This window comes from Corallococcus sp. NCSPR001 (assembly GCF_017309135.1).
In the GTDB taxonomy this organism is placed as follows: domain Bacteria; phylum Myxococcota; class Myxococcia; order Myxococcales; family Myxococcaceae; genus Corallococcus.
The window spans coordinates 8,178,460-8,197,462 of record NZ_JAFIMS010000002.1 but is presented as its reverse complement, the minus strand read 5'-3'; the positions used below and the strand labels follow the sequence as shown (position 1 = coordinate 8,197,462).

The following is a 19,003-nucleotide window of genomic DNA, read 5'->3' as shown; positions in this document are numbered from 1 at the left end:
CGACCCGGGGCCACCCTGGGGACGATGAGGGCATGACGACCGCCCTGTCCTATGCCCATGGCACCAGCACCACCCCGCTGCTGGGAGAGACCATCGGTCAGAACCTGCGCCGCACCGTCGAGAAGTACGGCGACCGCGAGGCGCTGGTGGTTGCCTCGCAGAACTACCGCGTCACCTGGCGGCAGTTCTGGGACGCGACCACGGCGGTGGCCAAGGGCCTGCTGGCGCTGGGCATCCAGAAGGGGGACCGGGTGGGGCTCTGGTCTCCCAACCGCTTCGAGTGGACCGTGTCGCAGTACGCGCTCGCGCGCACGGGCGCCATCCTGGTCAACCTGAACCCCGCCTACCGCACGTCGGAGCTGGAGTACGCGCTCAACCAGGCGGGGGTGAGCGTGCTGCTCCTGGCGAAGGGCTTCCGGCAGACGGACTACACGCGGATGCTGGCGGAGGTGCGGCCCCGGTGCGCGGGCCTGCGCGAGGCGCTGGTGCTGGACTCGGACTGGGACCGGCTGGTGAAGGGCGGCGCCAACGTGGGCGACGACGTGCTGGAGGCGCGGGAGTCGTCGCTCCAGTTCGATGACCCCATCAACATCCAGTACACGTCCGGCACCACGGGCTTCCCGAAGGGCGCGACGCTGTCCCACCACAACGTGCTCAACAACGGCTTCTTCGTGGGCGAGGTGCTGCGCTACGGGCCGGAGGACCGCGTGTGCATCCCGGTGCCGTTCTACCACTGCTTCGGCATGGTGATGGGCAACCTGGCCTGCACGTCGCACGGCTCGGCCATGGTGATTCCGGGCGAGGCGTTCGACCCGCTGGCGGTGCTCCAGACGGTGCAGGCCGAGCGCTGCACGTCGCTCTATGGCGTGCCCACGATGTTCATCGCGGAGCTGGACCACCCGCGCTTCGGCGAGTTCGACCTGCGCAGCTTGCGCACCGGCATCATGGCGGGCTCGCCGTGTCCGGTGGAGGTGATGAAGCAGGTGCAGTCGCGGATGCACATGGAGGAGGTCACCATCTGCTACGGCATGACGGAGACGTCGCCGGTGTCCACGCAGAACCCGCTGGACGACACGCTAGAGAAGCGCGTGGCGACGGTGGGGCGCGTGCACCCGCACCTGGAGGTGAAGGTGGTGGATCCGGACTCGGGCGCGGTGGTGCCGCTGGGGCAGCCGGGGGAGCTGTGCACGCGCGGCTACAGCGTGATGCTCGGGTACTGGAACAACGCGGAGGCCACGGCGGCGGCCATCGACCGGGCGGGGTGGATGCACACCGGTGACCTGGCGACCATGGACGGGGAGGGCTACGTCAAGATTGTCGGCCGCATCAAGGACATGATCATCCGGGGCGGTGAGAACGTGTACCCGCGCGAGGTGGAGGAGTTCCTCCACACGCACCCGGAGATCTCCGAAGCGCAGGTCATTGGCGTGCCCAGCGTGAAGTACGGCGAGGAGGTGATGGCGTGGGTGCGCTTGAAGTCCGGTGCATCGCTGACGCCGGAGACGCTGACGGCCTTCTGCACCGGACGCATCTCCACGTTCAAGATTCCCCGCCACTGGAAGTTCGTGGATAACTTCCCGATGACCGTCACCGGCAAGGTGCAGAAGTTCCGCATGCGCGAGCTCTCCATCACCGAGTTGGGGCTCGGTGACGTGGCCAGCATCAAGACCGCTTGATGGGCTTCTTCTTCGCGGCAGGTGTCTTCTTGGCCGCAGGGGCCTTCTTCTTGGCCACGGGCTTCTTCTTCGCGGCCTTCTTCATCGCGGCGCGGTTGGCGGCGTCCACGGCGCGGCGGGCCCAGGGCAGCATCCGGCGGCCATCGTCCTCTGCGTCCGCGGGCGGGGTCCAGTAGCTCATGGGCTGTTCCTTGCCCCGGCTCTGGTAGATGAAGGGCCGGCAGCCCTCGGCCTCGAAGTCGGGGCGGGTGACCTCGTCCGTCTTCAGGTAGAGCTGGCCCTGGATGATGAGGCCGAACATCCGGCCGCCGAAGTACAGCCCCCAGCCACCGAACATCGAGCGGGCCTGCACGAGGCCGAGCGGCTTCAGCAGTTCGACCGTGTACTCCATGAAGCTGTCCGAGCGGGGCATGGGCGAAGTCCTCCGGACCGTGGACTCTAGCGGCCCGCGTTCGTGGCGGGCGGGCTCATTACACCTCCGTGAAGTACATGCCGGTGGCGCCGGTGCGCTCCAGCGCCGTCTTCAGCTCTTCGGAGACGATGAGCGAGCCGTTCCAGCCCCAGGGACGGAAGAGCTTCGCGTCCCCCACCTTCGACGTGTCGATGCGCATGCCGTAGACGGAGCGGTACTGCCCCATCTTTTCTGGACGACCATGTTGGGCTTCCCAGTGGCGAACCGCTGTGGAGGCCTTCTCGTCGATGCAGCGAATGAGCTTCGTGGCAACGAGGAGTGCGTACTGGTCGGGGTGCTTCGGGATGGTGACGGGGATGAACTGCACGTCGTCGGCCGCGTGCTCCAGAAGCACATTGGCGAGCTTGATGTGAACGATGGGCGTCAGGCCAAAAGGAATCCGGCAGAAGTCATGGGGACGGCCAGACTCCCCGATGGGAACGGTCAGGTGTCCTTCCACATGGACGCGACTCCCCTTCGTGAACATCCAGGGGTCTTCCTCCTCCTGGCGTAGCTCATTCCAGGGGACCTCGAGTACCCAGATGCCTTCTTGAACGTCCTCGGTGAGTTCGAAGAATCGGGGAGCCATGGAGGTGTTTCTAACGCCCCTTCCGGGAGGTCAGGAGTTGATTGAGCGGGGTCCCCTGAGTGGAGGCTTCCTTGGCGAGTACTCGGAGTGCATTCGTCAAGGTTTCGCGGCATTGCACGACGGTCCGGCAGGTTTCCATGGCAGCACGTAATTCCTGCAAGACCTGCTCATGATACGCCCTGGGATGCGGTCCCCTGTGGCCCGGGACTTCGACGATGTTCTCCGGGTCGTTCAGTTCCATGCCAGCTCGCTTGAAGAGCCGTCGGAATTGAGGAGTCCACGGTCCGCCATTCCTCGCGGACTTTTCATTGCGGATGGTGGCCAGGTGATGACGCTGGGGCTTGCCGGGCCGCGATGACATGGCCACTGCGTTGGGCGCCAGCGCGATGGTGAAACCGTCGGCCGCCATGGCGACGGAGCGCACGCCTCCGAGGGAGATGAACTGGAGGCCCGCCTGCGTCTCCACCGCGACCGCTGCCTGCGCGGAGCCGGGCAGGGTGGGCGCCTTCATCGCGAGCCCTGCCGTGTTGCCAATCGCCGCCGTGGCCAGCATCACGAAGACGCGCGCGGCGTTCCTTCCCATCACCGCTCCGTAGGCTTCGCCCGCTTCGCGCACCTGGATGAAGGTGGTGGCCCCGTCCACGTGGCGCACCAGCGTCACCCAGCCGTCGAGGAGGGTCCACACGGTGTCCACGCCCAGGTACGCAATCGCCGTGGCGGTGATGAGCGCGGCCAGTCCCTTGGACACAGGCTCCGGCATGGCCCACAGCAGCAGGTACATCGTCACGGCGGAGGTCATCGTGGCCATGACGGCCTGGGGGCTCGCCATGCCCTCCAGGGCTTCGGCCGTCTCGTTCCAGACGGAGTCCATCGCGATGGCCATCGCTAGTGCGTAGCGGCCGTCGCTGCCCAGCAAGGGGACTTCCTCCAACAAGCGCAGGCAGTCTCCCGGCTGCTGGCGCTTCTTGCCGCACCACTGCTGGTAGCCGCGCGTCAGGTCGTCGGACGCATCCAGAAGCCGCAGCTCGCGCGCCTCCTCCTCGCCCAGTGGGATGATTTGCCGGGTCCGTTCCCGGAAGCCGAAGAGGCCGCTGCGCTCCGGCAGGCCGAACAGCTCGCGGGCTTGTCTCAGGGGATGGGCGAAGGGACGCACGTCCCTGGCGAGCGTCTTCACCGCCGCCTTGAACTCGTCCTCCTCCAGCCGGGCCTCGGCGGGAGATGCGTCTTCCTCCTCCCGGGGCGTGACGACGACCCGCTCGCCGTCGTCCGGTTCCAGGCGCACGACCCGCGTCGTCGCGCAGCCGGAGGCCAACAACGTCAACAGCAGCGCATAACCGAGCCGCTTCATCACCGGGGTTCTCCCAGCTCCCGCAGGAAGAACCGGCGCACGTCGTCCCGGTAGTACCTGCCTTCGGGGCCGTGGCCTTCTCCGGGCATGATCAGCAGGTCGAAGTGCTTGTTCGCGCTCACCAGCGCCTGGACCATCCTCATCGTCGTGGACAGCGATGCGTTCACGTCGCTTGTCCCGTGCATCAGCTTGAGCGCTCCCTGGAGCTTGTCCGCCAGGGCTTCGTTGGAGCCCGCCGCGTAGCCCTCTGGGTTCTCTGACAGCAGGCCCATGTTCGGCTCGTTGATGATGGCCTCTTCCGTCAGGGCTCCCGGTGCTCCCGCGTAGCCTGCCTTGAAGAACGTCGGCGCCGTCAGCATGCCTCGCAGCGCGAAGTAGCCACCCCAGGAGTGGCCGTGGATGCCCACCCGCTCCAGGTCCATGTAGGGCCGGCTGGCTGCCGCCTGCTTCAGCGCCTCGACGTGGTCGGGAATCTCCGTCTGGCCCACGCGGCCGTAGTTCACGTCCTGGAAGGCCTTGCTCCGCCCTGGCGTGCCCCTCGCGTCCAGCACCATCACGATGAACCCGAGCTGCGCCAGCGAATGCGCGATGATCGATTCATACGGGCCCACGTAGCTCCAGGGCACCACCGTCGTGAACGGTCCCGCGTAGATGACGTCGATGACCGCGTAGCGCTTCTTCGGATTGAAGTCCCACGGCTTGTACAGCGCGCCGTACAGGGGTGTGACGCCATCCGAGGCCTTGACCGTGATGCCTTCCGGCGGCGTGTAGTGCAGCTCCGCCAGGGCGCTCGTGTCTGACTTCGCGTAGCGGAAGGAGGGGCGCCCCTCCGTGGACACCACCTCCCAGACCCTCGGCTGCTCCCGGGTGGAGTGCCCATCCGCGAAGTAGGCCGTGGAGGGGGACAGCCAGGGACGGTGGAGCCCAGGCCCGGGCGTCAGCCGCTTCAGCGCTCCGCCCTCGATTCGTGCCCGGTACACCGACCGGTCATAGGGCGCCCCAGGCTCGGCGGAGGCGGTGACGAAGAAGGCGTCCGACTTCGGCGTGACGCCCACCACCGCGTGGACCGGGAACGCGCCCCGGGTGAGCTGGCGCACGAGCTTGCCGGAATAGTCATACAGGTAGACGTGACGCCAGCCATCACGCTCGGACATCCAGAGGAAGTGCTGGTTGTCCGGCAGCGGCTTCACCTGCTGGGACCAGCCCCCCACCGAGAACTCCAGCGCCGCGACGAAGGTCTCCTTGCGCTCCTCCCGCAGCACACGGCGGCGCTTGCCCGTCAGCGGATCCACCGCCACCAGGTCCAGCCGCTTGCCGTCCCGCGACAACTGGAGCACCAGCGCTTCACTGCCGTCCGGACGCCAGCCCGCGAACCAGTCGTAGCGCTCTGCCGCGTCACCGGGCGCGGGCGTCACCTGCCCCGTCTCCACCGAGACGAAGTGCAGCTCCGAGCGCATCAGGGGCGTGCCCGTCTTCGAGTAGGGCACCCACGTCACCTTCTCCAGCGGGGTGCTGTAGTCGACCAGCGGGAGCCGGTGCATGCCCCGCATGTCGTCGCGCCAGACCGCGAGGAACCGGCCCTGGGGAGACCAGGCCCCTTCGGGCAGCCGCCAGGGCGAATCCTCCGTGCCGGTGCGCTCCATCCGTGTCGCGCCCTTGGCGTCCATCACGGCGAAGCCCGTGTCCCGCTGCACCGCGACCGTCCTCCCGTCCGGCGACAGGCTGTTGCCAGGCACGAGCGACAGTGCGGCCGGATGCGTGGGCTCGAGCGCCACGAGCCGCTTGTCGGTGAGGCCCAAGGAAAAGGCCCGGCCCTGGACGGTGAAGACGATGCCCTTCGCATCGGTGGTGAGCGTGAAGGGCATGACGGCGGGCAACGTCATTGGCTTGCCGAACCGCTCCGTGAGCTGGGACCGCAGCGACTCCGAATCCAGCAGGGGCTGCTGGGTGCGCTTATGTGCATCCACCAGGACCCACGTGTCCCGGTAGGGCTCCACCCGGGACCAGTACACGAACCGGTCTCCTTCCGGCAGCCACCGGGGCGGCGTCAGGGTGTCCCGGATGCGGTCCGGCCAGCGCAGCGACGCCTCCGAGAAGTCGAGCCGCGCCTGGAGGGCGTCCCCGGCTTCCGCTCCCACCGCTCGCCAGGGGATGGCGAGTCCCGCGAACAGGAGCGCGAGGCACGCACGCGACAGGCGTCCACCACGGTGGGGCAGGGAAGGCGTCATGGGCACTCTCTTGGGAACGAAGTGAAGGGAAACGTCAGGCCAGGCGGCGCGGTGCCGGGGACGTGGCGCCGAGCAGCTCGGCCAGCGTCTTCAATCCCCGCTCCAGCTCCTCGCGGGAGCCAGCCGCGCCCAGCGACACCCGCAGCGCGTTGGGTGCCTGGCCCGGACGGGCCGCGAACAGGTGCGCCGGGCCGAGCAGCACGTCGCGCTCGGCGGCGGCTTCCACCAGCTCCGTGGCGCGGCGCTGCTCGGGGATGGGCATCCACAGGAAGTACGCGCTGGGGTGCGAGACATAGGGGTGGCCCTTCAGCACCTTCGCCGCCAGGGTCTGCCGGGCCGTGGCTTCGGCGCGCCTCGCATCGCGCAGGGACTCGGCGGTCCCATCCATCACCCACTGCGTAGCCAGTTCCATCAGCAGGGGAGACCCCGACCAGACCGTCGCAGCTGCCGCGTGCTCCAGGGTCTGCGACGACGGGACCGGCGTCCGGATGTAGCCGACGCGCAGCGCGGGGAGCACCGCCTTGGACAGGCTGCCCAGGTGATAGGTCCGCTCGGGCGCCAGCGCGGCCAGGGGCGCGGGCGCTTTCGCCACGAGCGGGGCCAGCGCGCCGTTCTCGATGATGGTGACGTCGAACTTCCGGCAGACCTCCACCAGTGCCTGCCGCCGCTTCAAGGGCATGACGACCGTGGTCGGGTTGTGGTTCGTGGGTGTGCAGTAGAGCACCCGTGCCTTGCTCCTCCGGCAGGCCTCCGCGAGCGCTTCGGGCACGAGCCCCTCCGCGTCGAGCGCCACCGGATGCGTGGGCAGCCGGAGCCACTCCGCGGCGGCGAGGACCCCAGGATAGGTGACGTCCTCCACCAGCAGGCCGTCCGGGTTCGCGAGCAGGGACAACACCATCAGGGTCGCGTGCTGGGCCCCGTTGCTCACGACGACGTTCTCGTGCGTGGCAGGAACGCCCGCGAGCTCCAACCAGCGGGACCCCGCCGCCCGCTGGGCCTCCGTGCCCGCATGGGCCTGATAGCCACTGAGCGCGCCCAGGTCCGCGCGTTCACTGAGCCGCCGGAGCGCGGCGGCGAACGCGAGGTGTCCCATATCGCCAGGGACGATGGGCACCGCCGTGGGCCCCAGGTCGATGCGTGTCCGGTCGAGCTGGGGCGTGTATCGGGCTCCGTCCCGGAGGTTCCGCACGAATGTTCCGTTGCCCACCTGGCTCCAGATGAGTCCCCGCCGCTCCGCTTCGGCGTAGGCACGGGTCACCGTCCCCAGAGATGTCCCCAGAGTGCTCGCGAGTTCCCGGTGCGTGGGCAGCCGATCCCCGGCGCGAAGCTTCCCCGCGCTGATGTCCGCCGTGAGCGCATCAACGAGCGCGCCATACAGAGGGCCCTCGGAGCGCTTCAGGCGTGGCTTCCAGTTGGAGCGGGACATGGTTCAGATTGTACCATGACAATATGGGGCTTGTAACAGTGCCCTGGCGGGCTTCCACTGGGGGAGGCTCTACACTTCCGTGAACCGCATGCCGGTAGCGCCGGTGCGCTCCAGGGCCGTCTTGAGGTCCTCGGAAACGATCAGAGCCATGGACCAGCCCCACGTTCGGAAGACCTTGGCTTGGCCTACCTTCGACGTGTCGATGCGCATTCCCGCGACGGAGTAGTACTGGCCTGCCTTCTCGGGCTGCTTGTGCTTGATGGGGTCCCAGTACTCCACTTCTCGGGACGCCTTGTCGTCGATGCAGCGGATCAATCGGGTGGCGACGAGCATGTTGAACTGTTCGGGATGGCCAGGGATGTCCACTGCGAGCAGTTGGACGTCATCCGGCGCAAGCTCCGCGAACACGGTGGCCAGCTTCACGTGGAGGATGGGCGTACTGCCGATGCCTGCTTCGGAGTAGTCCAACGGCCGTCCGGGCTCGTCGATGGGAAACCGGAGGGAGCCAGGGGCCTGGACGGGCTTCCCGGCGCTGAACATCCATGGGTTCTCGACCTCCATGGACTTGTCATCCACGGGATCACCCAGATACCAGCGCCCCGGCGCGTAGACGTCTTCTGACAATCTGAAGTAACGGGCGGTCATGGTCGTGTGGGTCAGCGGCCCCGAGTCAGCAGTCGATTGAGCTCCGTGCCATGAGTTCTAGCCTGCTCGCCAAGAATCTTGAGGGCATCAGTCAGAGCTTCGCGGCATGCCTCTACGCTCCGACATTCGGAGGTCACCTGCCTCAACCTGTCATAGACGAGTTGATGGTACTCGGCGGGATGGGGGCCTCGGTGGCCTGGGACTTCGACGATGTTTTCCGGGTCCTTCAGCTCCATCCCAGCCCGCTTGAAGATGCGCCGGAAGAGCGGAGTCCATGGGCCTCCATTTCTTGAGGACTTCTCATTGCGGATGGTGGCGAGGTGGTGGCGCTGGGGCTTGCCGGAGCGCGATGACATCGCCACCGCGTTGGGCGCCAGCGCGATGGTGAAACCGTCGGCCGTCATGGCCACCGAGCGCACGCCTCCGAGGGCCACGAACTGCAGGCCCGCCTGCGTCTCCACCGCGACCGCCGCTTGCGCGGAGCCGGGCAGGGTAGGCGCCTTCATCGCCAGGCCTGCCGTGTTGCCAATCGCCGCCGTGGCCAGCATCACGAAGACGCGCGCGGCGTTCCTTCCCATCACCGCTCCGTAGGCTTCGCCCGCTTCGCGCACCTGGAGGAAGGTGGTGGCCCCGTCCACGTGGCGCACCAGCGTCACCCAGCCGTCGAGGAGGGTCCACACGGTGTCCACGCCCAGGTACGCAATCGCCGTGGCGGTGATAAGCGCGGCCAGTCCCTTGGACACAGGCTCCGGCATGGCCCACAGCAGCAGGTACATCGTCACGGCGGAGGTCATCGTGGCCATGACGGCCTGGGGACTCGCCATGCCCGCCAGGGCTTCGGCCGTCTCGTTCCAGACGGAGTCCATCGCGATGGCCATCGCCAGCGCATAGCGGCCGTCGCTGCCCAGCAAGGGGCCTTCCTCCAGCAAGCGCAGGCAGTCTCCCGGCTGCTGGCGCTTCTTGCCGCACCATTGCCGGTAGCCGCGCGTCAGGTCGTCGGACGTGTCGAGAAGCCGCAGCTCCCGTGCCTCTTCCTCACCCAGTGGGATGATTTGCCGGGTCCGCTCCCGGAAGCCGAAGAGGCCGCTGCGCTCCGGCAGGCCGAACAGCTCGCGGGCTTGCCGCAACGGATGAGCGAAGGGCCGCACGTCCCTGGCGAGCGTCTTCACCGCCGCCTTGAACTCGTCCTCCTCCAGCCGGGCCTCGGAGGGGGACGCGTCTTCCTCCTCCCGGGGCGTGACGACAACGCTGTCGTCGCCATCGACGTCCAGGCGCACGACCCGTGTCGTCGCGCAGCCTGACAGAAGCAGTCCCAACAACAGCACCCAACCCAGCCGCTTCATTCCGGCCTCAGTCCTCCGTCAGCAGGAGGCTCCAGAGCAGCACCTTCTTCTTGCCCGGCGGCCGGTGCAGGCAGCGGAGCGGGCCGTCCTGGGAGGCCACGAACACGATGGCTCCGGAGTGCTGGTTGGCGAAGACGGCCGCGGCGCGGTGGCGCGAGCCGTGCTGATGGATGGGGTAGTGCGGGCCGGGACGCCCCTGGAGCGTGCGCGCCTCGAAGACCTGCGGCGGGCCGCTGCGCGGGAGCGCGATCTGATACCCCGCGCAGAGCACCTCCAGCTCCGGCCCCAGCACCAGCGCGTTGTCCACCGCCGTGAACTGCCCGATGCTCTCCACCAGCGCCTGGAAGTCGCTCTCCGTCGCCTTGTCGTCGTGCTCGGCGGCGGCCTTCTTCAACTCCGGATCCTCTTCCTCCTCCGCCGCCTTGCCGGCCTCCGCCCGCCAGGCGCCGTTGATGAGGTCCGCCCGCGCCTGCACGAAGCGCTGCAAGCGCTGACGCAAGAGCGAGCCCTGCTCCGGCGGCAGGACGTACTTGCCTCGCGCCCGGAAGCGCTCCACGTCGTGCTGCTTGGGCAGAAACGCGATGAGCCCTCCGTGATGCAGGCCCGCCATCCTCCGGATGAGTCCCTGCACCGCGTTGGACACGTACCACTCGCGGTTGCCGCCCATCAGCGGCTGCACCTTGGGCAGGGACTCCACCAGCGTGGAGCACATCTCCATCAGCGCCGCGCGCACCGCGCTGTCCTCGTGGAAGAGCAGGTCGTGCAGCGCCACGCGCCGGCCCGGTGGCACCGGCGCGCCCTGCTCGTAGCGAAACACTTCGCGCCCCTGCGTGCTCACCACCAGGTGGCCCGGCTCCGGCGCGTGGAGGATGAAGACGTCCTCTTCTCCCTCGGCGTGGAACTCCGTGTACTCCACCCGGCGCGCCAGTCCCTGGATGCGCAGCTTGCCCTCGCGCGGCCCCACCACCACGGCCGTGCGCGGCAGGTTCGCCGCGGGCGCCAGCTTCACCAGCGCCTCCACGCTGAAGTCGGTGATGCTCGACTTGGCCTCCAGGGGCAGCGTCTCCCACGCCTGACGTTTGCCCTTCTGTCCGCCGATGTAGACCGTCTCTCGCACCGCCTGCAGGCCCTGCAACCCCTGCGCGTGGTAGGCGATGCGCACGCGCGTGGCCTCGCCCTCCTCGCGGCCCAGGCTCGCGAAGAACACCGTGTCCGCCAGCACGACCAGCAGCTTCAGCGTCGGCTCGGCGAGCGGCGTCTTGGCGAACTGCCGGAGCCACCCGCGCAGGGCTTCTCCGGGATATTGCAGGCCGGGTTCATCCATCGGGCGGGCAGCATAATCACGGCGCCGTGCTTCCCGGTGGAAGTCGCACGCGCGCCGCGATGCGGCGTTGGGTTCCCACCGTGCGCCCGGCCTGTAGCACCGACGTCACGACCCGCCCGGCCTGCGCGCGGACTTCTTCCTCGTGGAGGGCGTGATGAGCTTCACTCCTCGATGGGCGGCTGGAGCGTGCCGAACCGCTCCAGCCCCTGGTCCAGCGCGGAGCGCACCGCGTGGAGCAGGGCGCCGTCCGACAGCCGCCGCACCAGGACGATGCCGGTCGCCACGTAGGACGGTGCGCCGCCCAACCGTGCCTCCAGCGCCTCCAGGGTGAGCACGGTGAGGACGAAGGTGCGCCCGTCGCGCAGCCGCACCACCAGGTTCCGGGAGCCCTCGAAGTGCAGCGCCGGGGGCTCCGCCACCAGCAGGGAGGCGATGCGCTCGTCCTCCGTGTCGATGGACCGCATGCCTGAGCGTTCGTGCGTCGAGCGTCGCATGGCGGGGACGATGGTGACCCCCACCCGCGCCTACAACCCCTGCCCCAGGGGGGGCGCGTCGCCGGACAGCCTCTGGCCCCGGGGGCCAGGATGGCGGGCAAGGGAGCGCTGACGCCGCACAAGACGAACGCCCCGTGCGGGTGTATGGCCCCAGGCCTCCCATGCCCGCCGAGCCTTCCACCCTGTCCACCTGGGGCCTTCCCGGGATGTTCTTCGTCGCCATGCTGGCGGGCTCCGTGGTGCCGGTGCCCTCCGAGGCGATGCTCGCCGCCCTCATCTACAACGGCACGCCGCCGCTGATGGCCACCGTCGTCGCCACCGTGGGCAACGTGCTGGGCGCGCTGACGCTCTACATCCTGGGCCAGTGGGTGTCGCGCGGCGGAGGCGGGGCCGTGGGCCGCTGGGTGGCGCGCCGCCGGGAGAAGGAAGGCCCGCGCATGGCGCGCGTGGAGGCGAACCTGCGCACCTGGGGGGCTCCCGCCCTGCTGATGTCGTGGCTGCCCATCCTGGGAGATGCGTTCGTGCTCGCGGGCGGCTTCGTGGGCGTGCGCCCCTTGCCCTTCGTCGTCTTCGTCACCCTGGGGAAGGGGATTCGCTACGCCTTCGTCGCGCTGTCCACCACGGCCGCGATGTAACAATGTGTAACATTGCGCGTCCCTGGCGGGGGGGATGCGCCGCTCGCGCAACGTTTCGAGGAATGTGACGGATAAACGGCGGTGGCGTCGTGTACGCGGAATACTGCGTCCGCGGCGCTGCCGTGACGTCCATGAACCTCTACGGCTCCCGGGTTTGCCGGGAGCAGGATGAAACATCGTGAGCCTGAAACAAGACCTCTTCCGGCGGCCTGCCGCCTCCTGGCGTACGTGGTCCTTCACGCTGGTGTGCGCGGCGCTCAGCGCGTGCGCTGGTTCGGTGGACGCGGAGGAGACGGCGCCGGAGTTCGTCGCGCGCGAGGACTCGCTGGCGAACGTGCGGCTGCGCCTGATGGCGGCCAACCTGAGCAGCGGCAACGGGCAGGACTACGACCCGGGCCACGGCATCCGCATCTTCCAGGGCACGGACGCGGACGTCGTGATGATTCAGGAGTTCAACTACAGGACGGACTCCGCGGCGGACATCCGCAGCTTCGTGGACACGGCCTTCGGCACGGGCTTCTCCTACTACCGCGAGTCCGGCGCGCAGATTCCGAACGGCATCATCAGCCGCTACCCCATCATCGCCTCCGGTGAGTGGGACGACACGCAGGTGTCCAACCGCGACTTCGCGTGGGCGCGCATCGACATCCCGGGCCCCAAGGACCTGTGGGCCATCAGCGTGCACCTGCTGACGACCAGCTCCAGCGTCCGCAACACGGAGGCGTCCAACCTGGTGAAGTTCATCAACGCCAACGTGCCCGCCAGCGACTACCTGGTGATTGGCGGTGACTTCAACACCGGCAGCCGCAGCGAGGCGACCTTCAGCACCTTCTCCAGCGTGGTGTCCACGGCGTCGCCGTACCCGGCGGACAAGAACGGCAACACCAACACCAACGCGGGCCGCAACTCGCCGTACGACCACGTGCTGGTGGACAACGACCTGCGCGCCTACCAGACGTCGGTGGTGATGGGCTCCAGCACCTTCGCCAACGGCCTGGTGGTGGACACGCGCGTGTACTCGCCCCTGTCCGACATCTCCCCGGCGCTGTCGGGTGACAGCGGCGCGTCCGGCATGCAGCACATGGGCGTCATCAAGGACTTCCTCATCCCGGGGGACGGCACGACGGCCTCCACCGTGACGGTGCTGTCGCCCAACGGCGGTGAGAGCTGGACGGCCGGCTCGGCGCGCACCATCACCTGGAGCTCCTCCGGCGTCTCCAACGTGAAGGTGGAGTACTCGCTGAACGGCTCCACCTGGACGACCCTCACGTCCAGCACGAGCGCGTCCGGAGGCAGCGTGGCGTGGACGGTGCCCTCCAGCGCCACCACCAACGCGTGGGTGCGGGTGAGCGACGCGAGCAACGCCACCGTCACCGACCTGTCCAACGCGGCCTTCACCATCACCACGGGCGGCACCGGCGGCACGGGCAACGTGTTCATCAACGAGGTGCTCATCAATGAGCCGGGCTCGGACGTGAACGGCGAGTTCGTGGAGCTGGTCAACAGCGGCACGGCGGCGGTGGACCTGAGCGGCTGGACGGTGTCGGACGGCACGGCCGTGCGCCACACCTTCGCCAGCGGCACCACGGTGGCGGCGGGCAAGGCAGTGGTGGTGTTCGGCGGCGCGTCCGGCATCCCCTCTGGCACGCCGGGCGCGGTGGCCGCGTCCACGGGCTCGCTGGTCCTGGGCAACAGCGGTGACACCGTCACGGTGAAGAACAGCGCCGGCACCGTGGTGGACACGGCCACGTTCGCCTCGTCGCTCGCGGGCACGGACGGCGTGTCCGCCAACCGCAGCCCGGACGCGTCCTCCACGGCCGGCTTCGTGCTGCACACGGGCGTGTCCAGCCTGAGCAGCTCTCCGGGCAAGCGCGCCAGCGGCACCGCGTTCTAATCCTGAACACCGCTCCTCCGGACGACGCGGGTCCGGAGGAGCAACCTGGGAGAGTGTGCCCCCGGAACGTCCTGCTTCCGGACGCGAGGAGCCCTCCCATCATGCTGAAGGTCCATCACCTCTCTGAATCCCGCTCGCAGCGCATCCTCTGGCTCCTGGAGGAGCTGGGGCTGGACTACGAGGTCGTCCGCTACGAGCGCGATCCGAAGACGGGGTTCGCCCCGCCGGAGCTCAAGGCCGTCCACCCGCTGGGCAAGTCGCCGCTGGTGGAGGACGGTGGCCGGGTGCTGGCGGAGTCCGGCGCCATCATCGAGTCGCTGATCCGCAAGTACGGCCAGGGCCGGCTCTCGCCCGCGCCGGAGGACCTGGACCGGTACACGCACTTCCTGCACTACGCGGAGGGCTCCGCGATGCTGCCCATCGTGCAACTGCTCTACGTGAAGCGGCTGGGCGACGCCGCGGCGCCCATCAAGCCGCGCATCGACTCCGAGCTGAAGAGCCACCTGGGCTACCTGGAAGGGGCGCTGCAGGGCCGCGAGTACCTGGTGGGCCACGCGCTGACGGGCGCGGACGTCCAGCTCTCCTTCGTGCTGGAGGCCGCGAAGTCGTTCCGGCTGCTGGCGGAGCTGCCGAACCTCACGGCCTACCTCGACCGGCTCCACGCGCGCCCCGCGTACCAGCGGGCCCTGGAGCGGGGCGGGCCGTACAAGATGGGCCGCTGAAAAAGACGACGGGCCGCCCCGGTGCATCCGGGACGGCCCGCAGCCTGTCCGACTGTCGGACTAGTTCGGCGACGCCTCGCGCAGACGGGGCGGCACGTGGGGGCCGAAGGCGGGCGGCTCCTCCGACGGCACGAACTTCGGGGCGCGCTTCAGCGGCGAGATGCCCATCCAGCGGTTGAGCGTGGCCTTCGCCTCCGCCTGCTGGGGCGCCGGGAGCTGGCTGATGCGCGCGTTGTGGTTCCCGCCTTCCACCGTGTACAGGTAGGAGTCCTGCGAGTTGCCCAGCACGTAGGCCGCCGCGGTCCACGGGTCGTAGCTGCCGTAGATGAACATCAGGCGCTGTCCCTGCGAGGACACCCAGTCCTGGATGTCCGGCATGGCCTCGGGACGGAACACGAACGGGATGCCGGGGGGCGAGTACACCTCGCCGGTGTCGGTGTCCGGGAAGTGGATGAGCGCGCCCAGGTGCTTCTCATAGGGCTGGGGCCAGCCCAGCTCCGCCGCAGCCTGGTAGTAGTAGGCGGCATACGGGGTGATGCCCTGGTCCGAGAACGAGTCGATGCCCACCTCGGAGTCCATCGCGTCGAACAGCTCCTGGTCCGTGGCAGTGGCGGTGGGGATGTTCCGAGTGCAGTTCGCCGCGGAGTCGTACTGCCAGAAGGCGAAGTAGGTCTCGATGGCGGCGTGCTCCAGCGTCAGCTCCCGGCCCAACTGGGAATACGTCAGGTTGAACCTCGCCGCGTAGGCGTCCACGAGGGGGAGCATCTTGTCGCGGCGCGAGAGCACCTCGCGCTGGAAGGCCCATAGCCGCTCGCGGCAGGCCCGCTGCGCGTCGCCGCCCACGGTGTCCTGGAACGTCACGAAGCGCTCGTCGTTTCGCTTCGCGATGGGCGCCACGTACGCCACGGTGGCGTCCACGTCGTCCGGATGGAAGCGGCGGAAGAACACCACCGTCTCGCCGCCCTTGCTGCCGCCGGTGGACACCCACTTGCCGGTGTAGATGGGCTTGAGCGCCTGGGTGATGCGGTGGAAGTCATCCGCGGATTGCCGGATGGTGAGCTGGCTCCAGTCCGCGGGGGACGGGATGCTCGGCGGGAAGAAGCGGTGCTCCACCGCGACCTGGTTGGCGGCCAGGAGCTGCGCGGGCTCCGAGCGGCTGGTACCGGTGGAGACGTTGTATCCGCTGGTGGAGAGCACCATCGGGCTGGTGTCCCCCTTGTGCATCAGCGTCAGGCGCTGCTCGAAGCGCTGGCACTCCGGGTGGGCGTGGTCCGCCGGCTGGTTGTAGCGCAGGACGAAGTGCCGGTAGCCCGCGGGGACACTGCCGCCGGTCCGGTCCTGGTCCACGGTGAGGCCCGGGATGGCCTCCAGCCGGGTCCGGATGTCCAACGACGTGTTCTGGAGGATGCTCAGGGCCGGGGGCGTGTCGACCCAGCCGCTCGGAGTGCACGCCACCACGCCACCGTCCGTGCCCGCATCGGAGTCGGTGCCCGCATCAGCGTCCGTGCCCGCATCGGCGTCCGTACCCGCGTCCGCGTCTGTGCCTGCATCGGCCTCCGTGCCTGCATCGGCGTCCGTACCCGCGTCGGCGCCAGCATCGGAGCCTGCATCGGCCTCGGTGCCCGCATCGGTGTTGGTGCCCGCGTCCGAGCCGCCATCCACGGTCTGGGTGCCGCTGTCGGGGCGCGGGTCGTCCGGCCCGTCATCACCACAGGCGACCGGTCCTCCCAGCAGCATGAGCAGGGGGACGAGCGAAACCCAAGCGGCCAGACGCGCCGGCATGGAGGACTGGGAGAACAGGAGGGGCTTCATGGGTCCGCGTTCCTCGGCGACCGCACTCGCCGGGTTTGTCCCGGCGAGCAACGGTGCTCACGCGCGGATTCCAGCCTCAAGGCCGGAGCATGTTCAAGGGGGCCGCCCCCGTGAGGTCCTCCACGCTGTCGTAGAGCAGCTGCCCGACGTAGTTGAAGTTGTGCGCCCAGGCGCCCGGGTCCTTCTTGCTCAGCTGGTAGTTGTGGGCGGCCTTCACGAGCGCCGGTGTGAACGGCGCGAACGCGTTGGCGGAGACGGACTCGGTGGCGCCGCAGGTCCCGTTCTTGTCCGTGTCCTTGAAGAAGTACGGATTGACGTCGCCGTTGTAGCAGAGGCCGTTGCTCGTCACTCCGCGCATGGCGGTCAGCAGGCGCGCGGCCATGCCCTCCACCTCCGCCTCCAGGGACTCCGCCGTGTTCCCGTCGCCGTCGTAGTCCGACACGTGGACGAGCCGGATCTGCTCCGCCGCGCTCTGGTCCGCGTGGCATGTCTCACAGCGCTCGTTCCACACGTCCTTGATGCGGAAGGTGTGGTTGCTCTTGCCCGGGACATGGCAGCTCGTGCACTGCACCCCGCCCATGTGCGTGAGCCGGCCCGCGTAGGTCTTGTTGGGGTACTCGTAGCCGATCCTCGCCAACGTTCCTTCGCGCGTCCCCGCGGCCGGCAGGTAGTGCACGTTCTGGAAGCGCGGCGTGCCCCCCGCGCCCAGCGCCGTATCGATGGTGGCCTTGGACGCGCGGCCGATGTGGCAGTTGGCGCAGAGGTTGTCCTGGCCCGGCAGGTTCACCGTCTTGCCGTCCGGCAGCCACGTCTGGGTGGGGACGAAGACGTCGTAGTCCGGTTCGAAGTTCTCGTGGCAGGTGGAGCACTCCAGGCCGTTGGCGGTCTCCGGCACCAGTTGCCCGACCCCGTACTGGACGAAGAAGCGGTAGCCCTGCGCGCCGCTGTGGCAGCGCGAGCAGCTGGCCTGGACGGTCTCGCTCGAATCCCAGTTTCGCGCCGCCTTGCTCGCGCCGTTGAAGTGGCCCGGATCATTGCGCACCAGCAGCGACGTGTCGAAGGGCACGCTCAGCGCCGTGTTCAACGACTGGATGGAGTCATGCAGCAACTGGATGATGTACTTCGCGTTGTGCGCGAACGCGCCCGGGTCCACCCGTGACAGCTGGTAGTTGTACGCCGCCTTCTGCAGGCGAGGGGTCCAGCTGGCGAACGTGTTGGCCGGAGTGGTTTCGCCTTGGGCGCAGGTCCCGTCCCCATTGGTGTCGCGGAACCAGTACGGGTGGGTGTTGCCGTAGCAGAGGGGCTGGGACCGCTCCGCGCCGTACCGCTGGATGGCGGCGAGCAGCCGGTCACTCAGCCCCTGGAGCTCGTAGTAGATGCCCTCGGCGCGGTTGTTGTCCCCGTCGTAGTCCTGGTTGCGCGAGGCGATCTGCCGGATGTCCCAGGCCTTCGTGACGTCGGTCACGCCAGGGTGGCAGGTGGCGCAGGCCTCCCAGCGGACGCGCGTGGTGTGCGGGTCGTGACACTCGTTGCACTTGTCGAAGGCAGGCACGTGACGGAAGCGCGAGTCGTAGACCTGGTCCGCGTACTGGTAGCCGCCCGCGGCCTGACCGGCGAAGAGCGTCGCGCCCGCGGGGTAGTAATGGATGTTGGTGAAGCCCAGGGTCGGCGAGGCGGTGTCCTCGCCCACCACGCCCGCGTCCGCGACCTGCGCGTCGAGGTCCCTGCCCGCGGCGCGCCCCTGGTGACACACCACGCACCGCGCCTCCGGGCCCAGGCCGGTGACCTGCTTGCCCGAGGGGAAGGTGACCGAGGTCAGGCTCGCGGCGGCGCTGTCGTGGCACGTCTCGCAGCGGACCACCGAACCCGTCGGCGCGGGGGCGTCCACCCTGCCAGGGGCGGAGCCGTCACCGCCCAGGAAGTCGATGTAGCCCTCCGAGCTGTGGCACCGCGCGCAGGTGGCGGGGACGAGGCCGTCCTCGTTCCAGTGGGAGAAGGCCTCGGCGGTGGTGTCCGCGTGCGGAGAGCCTGACCAGGCGAGGTAGTAGGGCACCTGGGCGGGGTCGACACCGGCGTCGCCCGCGAGGCCGCTCATCACCACCACCACATGGCGCGCTTCGAGCCTGGAGCTCGTGCCGGTGACCTTGATGGCGGTCTCTCCCGCGCCCACGCCCGTCACCTGCCCGGAGCCGTCCACGGTCGCGATGGCCGGGTCCGCGCTCTCCCAGCGGTAGCCGTCGTCGGTGGCCTCGCGCGTGGTGGCGGTGAGCTGGATGGTCTGGCCCACGAGCACCGAATGCGGTCCGTCGGTGAGGACCTCCGGGTGGGGTGTCTCCAGTTTGGCGCAGGCGCTCAGCGCGCAGGCCAGGAGCAGCGGTCCGGCCAGGAGCAGGAGGGGTCGTCGCATGGGGGCCGC

Annotated in this window: 15 protein-coding genes; 4 read left to right on the top strand and 11 right to left on the bottom strand. The window is 68.9% G+C overall.

What is annotated here, in order from left to right:
* The first annotated feature begins 32 nt into the window (after positions 1-32).
* Positions 33-1,676, top strand: a complete 1,644-nt coding sequence (locus tag JYJ93_RS34880) for an AMP-binding protein (RefSeq protein WP_206798831.1) — start codon at positions 33-35, stop codon at positions 1,674-1,676.
* Here JYJ93_RS34880 and JYJ93_RS34875 read toward each other — a convergent pair.
* The 9 genes from JYJ93_RS34875 to JYJ93_RS34835 all read right to left on the bottom strand — a co-directional run bounded on the left by JYJ93_RS34875 (position 1,663) and on the right by JYJ93_RS34835 (position 11,494).
* The gene (locus JYJ93_RS34875) at positions 1,663-2,088 is read right to left on the bottom strand and encodes a TfoX/Sxy family protein (protein ID WP_206798830.1); all 426 of its coding nucleotides are present in this window, start codon (positions 2,086-2,088) and stop codon (positions 1,663-1,665) included. The genes JYJ93_RS34880 and JYJ93_RS34875 overlap by 14 nt on opposite strands.
* 58 nt (positions 2,089-2,146) lie before the next feature.
* The gene (locus JYJ93_RS34870; protein WP_206798829.1) at positions 2,147-2,716 is read right to left on the bottom strand and encodes a DUF1629 domain-containing protein; all 570 of its coding nucleotides are present in this window, start codon (positions 2,714-2,716) and stop codon (positions 2,147-2,149) included.
* A gap of 10 nt (positions 2,717-2,726) precedes the next feature.
* On the bottom strand, positions 2,727-4,064 hold the full coding sequence (locus JYJ93_RS34865; protein WP_206798828.1) for an AHH domain-containing protein: 1,338 nt from the start codon (positions 4,062-4,064) through the stop codon (positions 2,727-2,729).
* Complete coding sequence (locus JYJ93_RS34860; protein WP_206798827.1) at positions 4,064-6,292, bottom strand: DPP IV N-terminal domain-containing protein; 2,229 nt, start codon at positions 6,290-6,292, stop codon at positions 4,064-4,066. The genes JYJ93_RS34865 and JYJ93_RS34860 overlap by 1 nt, the downstream gene beginning before the upstream one ends.
* A gap of 34 nt (positions 6,293-6,326) precedes the next feature.
* Positions 6,327-7,718 (bottom strand): PLP-dependent aminotransferase family protein, encoded by a 1,392-nt coding sequence (locus JYJ93_RS34855; protein WP_206798826.1) that lies wholly within the window; start codon positions 7,716-7,718, stop codon positions 6,327-6,329.
* A 69-nt stretch (positions 7,719-7,787) separates the two neighbouring features.
* Entirely contained in the window at positions 7,788-8,363 is a 576-nt protein-coding gene (locus JYJ93_RS34850; protein WP_206798825.1) for a DUF1629 domain-containing protein, read from the bottom strand.
* Between the two features lie 11 nt (positions 8,364-8,374).
* A complete protein-coding gene (locus tag JYJ93_RS34845) occupies positions 8,375-9,706 on the bottom strand; it encodes an AHH domain-containing protein (protein ID WP_206798824.1) in 1,332 nt (443 codons plus the stop codon).
* A gap of 7 nt (positions 9,707-9,713) precedes the next feature.
* Positions 9,714-11,030, bottom strand: a complete 1,317-nt coding sequence (locus tag JYJ93_RS34840; protein ID WP_206798823.1) for a putative sensor domain DACNV-containing protein — start codon at positions 11,028-11,030, stop codon at positions 9,714-9,716.
* Between the two features lie 161 nt (positions 11,031-11,191).
* Positions 11,192-11,494, bottom strand: coding sequence for a hypothetical protein (locus JYJ93_RS34835; protein ID WP_206798822.1), 303 nt, complete (start codon positions 11,492-11,494; stop codon positions 11,192-11,194).
* Positions 11,495-11,685: 191 nt separating this feature from the next.
* Between JYJ93_RS34835 and JYJ93_RS34830 the strand changes: the two genes are divergently transcribed.
* The 3 genes from JYJ93_RS34830 to JYJ93_RS34820 all read left to right on the top strand — a co-directional run bounded on the left by JYJ93_RS34830 (position 11,686) and on the right by JYJ93_RS34820 (position 14,775).
* Complete coding sequence (locus JYJ93_RS34830; RefSeq protein WP_206798821.1) at positions 11,686-12,159, top strand: VTT domain-containing protein; 474 nt, start codon at positions 11,686-11,688, stop codon at positions 12,157-12,159.
* A 178-nt stretch (positions 12,160-12,337) separates the two neighbouring features.
* Complete coding sequence (locus tag JYJ93_RS34825; RefSeq protein WP_206798820.1) at positions 12,338-14,053, top strand: lamin tail domain-containing protein; 1,716 nt, start codon at positions 12,338-12,340, stop codon at positions 14,051-14,053.
* A gap of 101 nt (positions 14,054-14,154) precedes the next feature.
* Entirely contained in the window at positions 14,155-14,775 is a 621-nt protein-coding gene (locus JYJ93_RS34820; RefSeq protein WP_206798819.1) for a glutathione S-transferase, read from the top strand.
* A gap of 60 nt (positions 14,776-14,835) precedes the next feature.
* On the opposite strand, the gene JYJ93_RS34815 is transcribed toward JYJ93_RS34820, so the two are convergent.
* Positions 14,836-16,587 (bottom strand): S28 family serine protease, encoded by a 1,752-nt coding sequence (locus JYJ93_RS34815; protein WP_242544042.1) that lies wholly within the window; start codon positions 16,585-16,587, stop codon positions 14,836-14,838.
* Positions 16,588-16,663: 76 nt separating this feature from the next.
* Positions 16,664-18,994: an Ig-like domain-containing protein gene (locus JYJ93_RS34810; RefSeq protein ID WP_206798818.1), complete on the bottom strand. Its 2,331-nt coding sequence runs from the start codon at positions 18,992-18,994 to the stop codon at positions 16,664-16,666.
* Between the last annotated feature and the right edge of the window lie 9 nt (positions 18,995-19,003).

What these genes read in the sequence shown, in the direction of transcription:
- JYJ93_RS34850 (WP_206798825.1), bottom strand. Translation starts at nt 8,363, where the DNA reads ATGACCGCCCGTTACTTCAGATTGTCAGAAGACGTCTACGCGCCGGGG.
- JYJ93_RS34815 (WP_242544042.1), bottom strand. Translation starts at nt 16,587, where the DNA reads ATGAAGCCCCTCCTGTTCTCCCAGTCCTCCATGCCGGCGCGTCTGGCC.
- JYJ93_RS34875 (WP_206798830.1), bottom strand. Translation starts at nt 2,088, where the DNA reads ATGCCCCGCTCGGACAGCTTCATGGAGTACACGGTCGAACTGCTGAAG.
- JYJ93_RS34845 (WP_206798824.1), bottom strand. Translation starts at nt 9,706, where the DNA reads ATGAAGCGGCTGGGTTGGGTGCTGTTGTTGGGACTGCTTCTGTCAGGC.
- JYJ93_RS34870 (WP_206798829.1), bottom strand. Translation starts at nt 2,716, where the DNA reads ATGGCTCCCCGATTCTTCGAACTCACCGAGGACGTTCAAGAAGGCATC.
- JYJ93_RS34835 (WP_206798822.1), bottom strand. Translation starts at nt 11,494, where the DNA reads ATGCGGTCCATCGACACGGAGGACGAGCGCATCGCCTCCCTGCTGGTG.
- JYJ93_RS34865 (WP_206798828.1), bottom strand. Translation starts at nt 4,064, where the DNA reads ATGAAGCGGCTCGGTTATGCGCTGCTGTTGACGTTGTTGGCCTCCGGC.
- JYJ93_RS34880 (WP_206798831.1), top strand. Translation starts at nt 33, where the DNA reads ATGACGACCGCCCTGTCCTATGCCCATGGCACCAGCACCACCCCGCTG.
- JYJ93_RS34810 (WP_206798818.1), bottom strand. Translation starts at nt 18,994, where the DNA reads ATGCGACGACCCCTCCTGCTCCTGGCCGGACCGCTGCTCCTGGCCTGC.
- JYJ93_RS34840 (WP_206798823.1), bottom strand. Translation starts at nt 11,030, where the DNA reads ATGGATGAACCCGGCCTGCAATATCCCGGAGAAGCCCTGCGCGGGTGG.
- JYJ93_RS34855 (WP_206798826.1), bottom strand. Translation starts at nt 7,718, where the DNA reads ATGTCCCGCTCCAACTGGAAGCCACGCCTGAAGCGCTCCGAGGGCCCT.
- JYJ93_RS34830 (WP_206798821.1), top strand. Translation starts at nt 11,686, where the DNA reads ATGCCCGCCGAGCCTTCCACCCTGTCCACCTGGGGCCTTCCCGGGATG.
- JYJ93_RS34820 (WP_206798819.1), top strand. Translation starts at nt 14,155, where the DNA reads ATGCTGAAGGTCCATCACCTCTCTGAATCCCGCTCGCAGCGCATCCTC.
- JYJ93_RS34860 (WP_206798827.1), bottom strand. Translation starts at nt 6,292, where the DNA reads ATGACGCCTTCCCTGCCCCACCGTGGTGGACGCCTGTCGCGTGCGTGC.